The 6,866-nt window shown below is 64.4% G+C and carries 3 protein-coding genes and 2 pseudogenes; 2 read left to right on the forward strand and 3 right to left on the reverse strand.

The features are described 5' to 3' along the window. The first annotated feature begins 180 nt into the window (after positions 1-180). Positions 181-2,397, forward strand: a complete 2,217-nt coding sequence (locus C486_RS01910) for an NADP-dependent malic enzyme (protein WP_008452414.1) — start codon at positions 181-183, stop codon at positions 2,395-2,397. A 24-nt stretch (positions 2,398-2,421) separates the two neighbouring features. On the opposite strand, the pseudogene C486_RS01915 reads toward C486_RS01910, so the two are convergent. Both C486_RS01915 and xacF read right to left on the reverse strand, forming a co-directional pair. Then, positions 2,422-2,817, reverse strand: a pseudogene (locus tag C486_RS01915) (oxidoreductase); the annotation flags it as partial. A gap of 385 nt (positions 2,818-3,202) precedes the next feature. Then, positions 3,203-4,642 carry a 2,5-dioxovalerate dehydrogenase gene (gene xacF, locus C486_RS01925; RefSeq protein WP_008452419.1) on the reverse strand — a complete coding sequence of 480 codons (1,440 nt, stop codon included), beginning with the start codon at positions 4,640-4,642 and terminating at the stop codon, positions 3,203-3,205. A gap of 118 nt (positions 4,643-4,760) precedes the next feature. Between xacF and C486_RS01930 the strand changes: the two are divergent. After that, positions 4,761-5,491: pseudogene (locus C486_RS01930) on the forward strand (IS6 family transposase); the annotation flags it as partial. 486 nt (positions 5,492-5,977) lie between these two features. Here C486_RS01930 and C486_RS01935 read toward each other — a convergent pair. Then, the coding region (locus tag C486_RS01935) for a zinc ribbon domain-containing protein (RefSeq protein WP_008452424.1) at positions 5,978-6,866 on the reverse strand (889 nt) is incomplete at its 5' end.

The following is a 6,866-nucleotide window of genomic DNA, read 5'->3' on the forward strand; positions in this document are numbered from 1 at the left end:
AAAGCGCGACTGGAAGACGACATCGCCGCCGCCGGCCGATCGTGTCGGTATCTCGACCGCGGCGCGGTCCATGCCGCGGTACGGACCGATCACGTTTCTGAGAGACATCCGTTCCGGGTCGCGCAGCCAACGAGCACAGCCGTACTCTTTTGTCGGTCCGCCGGAGACACACGACCACACATGGACGAAGACGCGCTCGAGTATCATCGGACCGACCCGCCTGGCAAACTCGAAATCGCGACGACGAAGCCGACGAACACGCAACGGGACCTCTCGCTTGCGTACTCGCCCGGCGTCGCCGCGCCGTGTCGGGAGATCGACGCGGACGCGGGCGAGGCCTACCAGTACACGACGAAGGGCAACCTCGTCGGCGTGATCTCCAACGGCTCGGCGGTCCTCGGGCTCGGCGACATCGGCGCACAGGCATCCAAGCCAGTCATGGAGGGGAAAGGCGTGCTGTTCAAACGGTTCGCCGACATCGATGTCTTCGATATCGAACTCGATCTGGACGACACGGACGCGTTCGTCGAGTCGGTCGCCGCGATGGAGCCGACGTTCGGCGGCATCAATCTCGAGGACATCGCAGCGCCCGAGTGTTTCGAGATCGAAGAGCGACTCCGCGAGCGCCTGTCGATTCCCGTCTTCCACGACGACCAGCACGGGACCGCCATCATCAGCGGTGCCGCCCTGCTCAACGCCGTCGAGATTTCCGGGAAGGACCTCGCGGACATCGAGGTCACTTTCGCCGGCGCGGGCGCAGCCGCGGTCGCGACGGCCGAGTTCTACGTCTCGCTTGGCGTCCGTCGGGAGCACATCACCATGTGTGATATCGACGGGCTGCTGACGACCGACCGGGCCGAATCCGGAGACTTGGACGCGTACAGTCGACAGTTCGCTCGAGAGCTCCCCGAAGGCGATCTCGCGGACGCGATGCGGGATGCCGACGTGTTCGTCGGCCTCTCGGCCGGCGGCATCGTCAGTCAGGAGACTGTCTCTTATACACATCTCNAGATGTGTATAAGAGACAGGGCCAAGGCCGCCCGCGACGATACCGTCATCATGGCAACGGGACGGTCCGACTACCCGAACCAGGTGAACAACGTTCTTGGGTTCCCGTTTATCTTCCGCGGCGCGCTTGACGTCCGCGCCACCGAGATCAACGAGGAGATGAAAGTCGCCGCGGCGAGGGCGCTGGCCGATCTGGCCACGCAGGACGTCCCGGACTCGGTGGTCAAAGCCTACGGCGACCACCCGCTCCAGTTCGGCCCCGACTACATTATTCCCAAACCCCTCGACGCCCGCGTCCTCTTCGAGGTCGCTCCCGCGGTCGCACGCGCGGCGATCGACTCCGGTGCGGCCCGCATCGAGTGCGATATCGACACGTACGTCGAACGACTCGAGGCACGCCTCGGCAAGTCCCGCGAGATGATGCGCGTCGTCCTCAACAAGGCGAAAGCCGATCCGCAGCGCATCGCGCTGGCCGAGGGCACCGACGAAACGATCGTGCGAGCGGCGTCCCAGCTCGTCGAACGGGGCATCGCGGAGCCAGTCCTGATCGGCGACGCGGACGAGGTGGGGCGTACGGTCGCGAACCTCGGCCTCGAGTTCGATCCGACCGTCGTCGATCCCGAGAGCGGCGATTACGAGGCGTACATCGATCACCTCTACGAACGGCGGAAGCGAAACGGCATCACGCGCCGCGAGGCGGCGTCGATGATCCGCGACGACACCAACTACTTCGGGAGCGTCATGGTCGACCGCGGCGACGCCGACGCGATGCTCACAGGACTGACGAACCACTACCCGTCCGCGCTCCGGCCGCCACTGCAGGTGATCGGCACGGCCGACGACGCCGAGTACGCCGCCGGCGTCTACATGCTGACGTTCAAGAACCGCGTGCTCTTCGTCGCCGACGCGACGGTCAATCAGGCCCCTACCGAGGACGTTCTTGAGGAAGTCACCCGTCACACCGCCGAGCTGGCCCGCCGGTTCGACGTCGAGCCCCGCGCCGCTCTGCTCTCGTACTCGGACTTCGGCAGCGTCGACAACGAGGGGACGCACAAACCCCGCGAAGCGGCCCGCCGGCTCCGCGAGGACCCGACCGTCGAGTTCCCCGTCGACGGGGAGATGCAGGCCGATACCGCCGTCGTCGAGGAGATGCTCACCGGCACGTACGAGTTCACCGCCCTCGAGAAACCGGCGAACGTGCTGGTCTTCCCGAACCTCGAGGCCGGGAACATCGGCTACAAACTGCTCCAGCGGCTGGGCGGGGCCGACGCCATCGGCCCGATGCTGGTCGGCATGGACGAACCGGTCCACGTCCTCCAGCGTGGCGATGAGGTCAAGGACATCGTGAACCTCGCGGCCGTGGCGACGGTCGACGCACAGCAAGGGTAGCGCTCGACGGCCGCCCGTCGTGGGTCACGCGAGTTCGACCGGCTCACCCCGTTCCGCGGAGTCGTGGAGCGCCTCGATGATCCGCCTGTCACGCAACCCGTGTCGGCCGTCGGGATCGATCTCGCCGTCGCCGAGGAGCCGGTCGGCGAAGTAATCGATCGCCGCTTCCATCTCGTGTTCCGCGTCGAAGCTGTCGTGTTCGACCGTGACCGAGAGGTCGCCGCGCGAGAGGTGGAGCGAACACTCCCCGTGAAACGCTGGTCGCAGTTCGATCCGCCCCTCCGTTCCCGTGATCTTGAGGTGGATGTCCTCGTGGGCGTTCTGGCTCGCGGTCGAGATCATCTGGACGTCGTCCTCGAAAACCAGCAGCGACGAGGCGCGCTCGTCGGGGATGTCGGCAAAGGCCTCGTGGCTCGAGATCGAGCCGTCCGCCACGGAGCGGAGGCCCCGAGGGATGGGGCCCCGGTCTGCAGTCTCTCGAGGCTGATAGCCGCGCCCATCGTTGCTGAACGACCCCGTGTTGATCGACAGGCGGCGACGCCGCCGTCACCCGCGCAATTCACTGCGGAACGCTCGGATCGAGCCCGTGAGCGGTCCGAGTTCCGGCAGAACGGGTGTCGGATCCGATCCCGAGCTTACAGGCGTATCCTTGTAATTTCTCCGTCGGGAATGTGGGATCGTCGCACGATCCGTTCGGTAGTAAATAACGCGCTCTCGCTCTTTGAACACGCGGACGACGCCGTCGGCCGCCGTCACCGAAAAAACGGTACCGGTGCCGATCACTGTCGAGCGAGTCGTCCGCTCGTCAATAGTTGTCGTAGACCGTCTTGCTGATGCTGTAGAAGTCGAGGCCCGCGTCGCCCTGCTCGCGGTAGGTTTCACTCGAGGAGTCCTTCACGCCGCCGAAGGGGACGTGGAGTTCGACGCCGGTCGTCTTCTCGTTGATCTTCACGACGCCGGCTTCGATCTCCTCGGCGAAGCGGTTGGCCTCGGTGTGGTCGTCGGTGACGACGCTCGCCGAGAGCCCATAGTCGACGTCGTTGGCGACGGCCAGCGCCTCGTCGAAGTCGCCGACTGGAATAACTGCGAGCACCGGGCCGAAGACTTCCTCCTGAGCGATGCGCATCTCGGAGTCGACGCCCGAGAAGACCGCCGGCTCGACGAAGTAGCCCTCGCGGTCGAGCGCCGAGCCGCCGTACTCGAGGGTCGCGCCCTCGTCCCGTGCGATATCGACGTACTCGAGCGTGCTCTCGAGTTCGGATTCGCTGACGTGGGGACCCATACCGGGGTCGTCGAGTCCGTGGCCGTGCTCGATCGCGGCGGCGCGGTCAACGACGGCATCGACGAATTCGTCGTAGACGTCCTCGTGGACGATCGCGCGGGAAGTGGCCGTACAGGCCTGACCGGTGACGCCGAACGCGCCGCCAGCGACGATTGTGGCGGCTTTATCGATGTCCGCCGTGTCGCTGACAACGGTTGGATTCTTCCCGCCCATTTCGAGCTGGACGCGCTTGCCGTCTTCCGTCGCGGTGTCGTAGACGGTGTTCCCGACCGTCGTGCTGCCGGTGAAGGAGACGGCGTCGATGTCCTCGTGGCTCGCGATGGTCCCGCCGACTTCGCTGCCGGGCCCGGTGACGACGTTGATGACGCCGTCCGGAAGGCCAGCTTCCTCGAGCGCGCTCGCCATCTCGTGGACGACGCCGGGCGCGAGCGTGGCGGGCTTGATGACGACCGCGTTGCCCGCGGCCAGCGCCGGTGCGATCTTCCAGGCCGGAATGGCGATGGGATAGTTCCACGGGGTGATCAGGCCCGCGACGCCCAGCGGCTCGGTTTTCGTGTAGAGATTCGTGTCACGCGCGCTCGGACTCTTGATCGTGCCGCCGATGTCGCTGGCCTTCGAGCCGTAGTAGCGGAAGATGTCGACGGCCCGCTGTACCTCGCCGCCGGCCTCGCTCCGGGTCTTGCCTTCCTCCCGGACGAGCAGTTCGGTCAGTTCGTCCTTGCGCTCGGCGAGGAGCGAGCCGGTCTTCGCGAGGATCCGACCCCGCTCGGGGCCGGGCGTCGCCCCCCACTCGCCGCTCGCCTCGTGCGCCGCGTCGATCGCTCGCTCGGTGTCCTCGGCGTCGGACTCCGGATAGGTCGCGACGACGTCCCCGGGAGTCGCGGGATCGGTCGTTTCGAAGGTTTCCCCAGTGTGCGATTCGCACCACTCGCCGCGAACGTAGTTCAACCGCTGGTCGGGCATACAATCTGACATCACCCCGTTCGGTCATAATTCTTGCCGTTCCGACTCTTCCGGCCGGCTGGCACTGTCTAGTTGAGCCAGTTTGAGGAACGAGCAGGCCGTTGAGTGAACTGGTTAGATGCTCGCAGACCTGCTCAGCGAGAGCTACGACGCGGATTTAGACGAAGTTTGGGAGAACGAACGGACGGCGACGCCCGTCAGGGCGTTCGCCGTCCGCCTCCATCAGACCGGTTGTTCCGTCAGAGAAACAACAACGGTGCTGGCAGAATTAGGCGTTGAACGCTCTCACGGAGCGGTCTGGAACTGGGTGCATCGGCTGGCTGACAGCGGACGCGACCCGCCGACGTCCACGAGAGCGTTGCTCTCGTGCGGCCCATCAGAACGTGGAGCGTTCTGCGGACGGCGAAGTCGTCGCGGGTCGCCGTCAACGAGACCGCTGTCACAATCAACGGCGAGCAGTCTTGGCTGTACGCTGCAATCGACGTCGACACGAAGATGATACTCAACGTCGCATTGTTTGGTCGACCTGGCACCGATCCGGCGGTTGCGTTCCTGCACGGACTCACGGAAAAACACGACTGTTCGGAGGCGGTGTTTCTCGTCGATCAGTACGGCTATCGGACTTCCATTGCCCGATTTGGGCTGAGCGGTCGGGTGAACTACGTGGAGCGAAACCTGATCGAAAAGTGGTTTCACACGCTCAAGATGCGGGTCGACCGCTTCCATAATTCGTGGGTTGGCAGTCGGGCGAACGTCCGCGAATTTCTTGCACAGTTCATGCACTACTACGACCACCAGCGACCCCATCAGGCACTCGATGGACGGACGCCAGCTGCGGAGGTGCTAAACCAGACAGTGCCTTTGATCTCGTTGTGTTCGACGAGACGGGTGATTCGGATCAATGATCAACAGTACTAGCCGTATACTGCCGTCTATCCCAAATCAAACGTATTTCTCTATGTCTGGCTTTTTCGACAATTATTACTTACTTTGAAGTGCTGTTTTTATATCCTCTGTAGTGAAATAATATGTTGAGAACGCCGTGTTTTTCGTCGATGGAGTAAACTATATCCAGACTGTACTCCGTCGATCTGGGTTCCGATTTCGATATGAAAAACAGGCTGATCGAAACACTATTCCATATGTACATGTTAATATTGGAATGCATACTTCTACGCTCTCAAACTACTTTAGCCATGCAAAACCGTCAACAGCTGAATCGTGGCTTCAACCCTCCTTCGTCTGGCACAGTGCGACAAGCTAAACACGACTCCACCGGACTGCCAAAGAAATAAAACCGGCCAAAATCGGGTTCAGTGACGGGGTAGAAGCGTGCTACTCGTCTGCGGGCCGCATCTTGAAGCCGTAGCGAGTGACGCCTTCCTGCGTGTAAATCCGGCGGATTGTCGCCTCGATCCGATCGCCGACCGCGAAGTCGGCAGGGTCCGCATCGGTGCCCATCGCCGGGGCACTGACCGTCTCGTCGCCGCTATCGGTCTCGAGCGCGACGATCGCGGCCGCGTAGTCGCCCGACTGAGCCTGCTGTTCGGCGAACTCCGGTGGCGCGCCGCCCTGGGAGATGGTCGTGACGGCCTCGATCGTCCCCTCGTCCGCGAGTTCGACGGGGTCGTAGTCGGCGAGCGCGCCGCAGTCGTCACAGGCACCGTCCGGCGGGAAGGAAAGCGCACCGCACTCCGAACAGCGACCCGCCTCGAGCCGGTAGCGTTGGGGGAGCGAGCGCCGCCAGGAGGGGACGCTGACGTAGGCACCGCCGCCCGAGGGGGGGCCAGTGGTCACGACGCCGCGCTGGCGCAGGTATTCGGCGTAGGAAAGCGGATCCGATCCTTCGAGCGCGGTGACGGCCGGCACCTCGCCGTCGGCCTCGACAACGAAGGCGTCCGCGCCCGCGCCACTGCCCTGGGAGACGGCGAGAACGGATTCGTAGCCGTCCGCGAGTGCGGTCGCCAGCGAGACGGGGACGCTCGCAGCGCCGAGGTCGCCCAGTTCGTGGACCGTCGCAGCGGCCCGGATCTCCTCGGTCCCGACGCCGGCCGCGCCCGCGGCGCGGTAGGGGAGTTTCCCGTCGGGGGCCTGAATCGCGACCGCGTCGGGATCGGGCTCGTCCTCGAGGCCGGCGACGGCACCGCCGATCGTCTCGGTAAAGGCCTGCCGGTCGTACTGGGTGATTCCCAGTCCCTGTGTCTCGTCCTCGCCGGCGTTGCGG

Origin of the sequence: Natrinema gari JCM 14663 (assembly GCF_000337175.1) — an archaeon.
GTDB classification, from domain to species: Archaea; Halobacteriota; Halobacteria; order Halobacteriales; family Natrialbaceae; genus Natrinema; species Natrinema gari.

Excerpts from the sequence above, each read along its gene's own strand:
- xacF (WP_008452419.1), bottom strand. The coding sequence starts at position 4,642 with ATGCCCGACCAGCGGTTGAACTACGTTCGCGGCGAGTGGTGCGAATCG.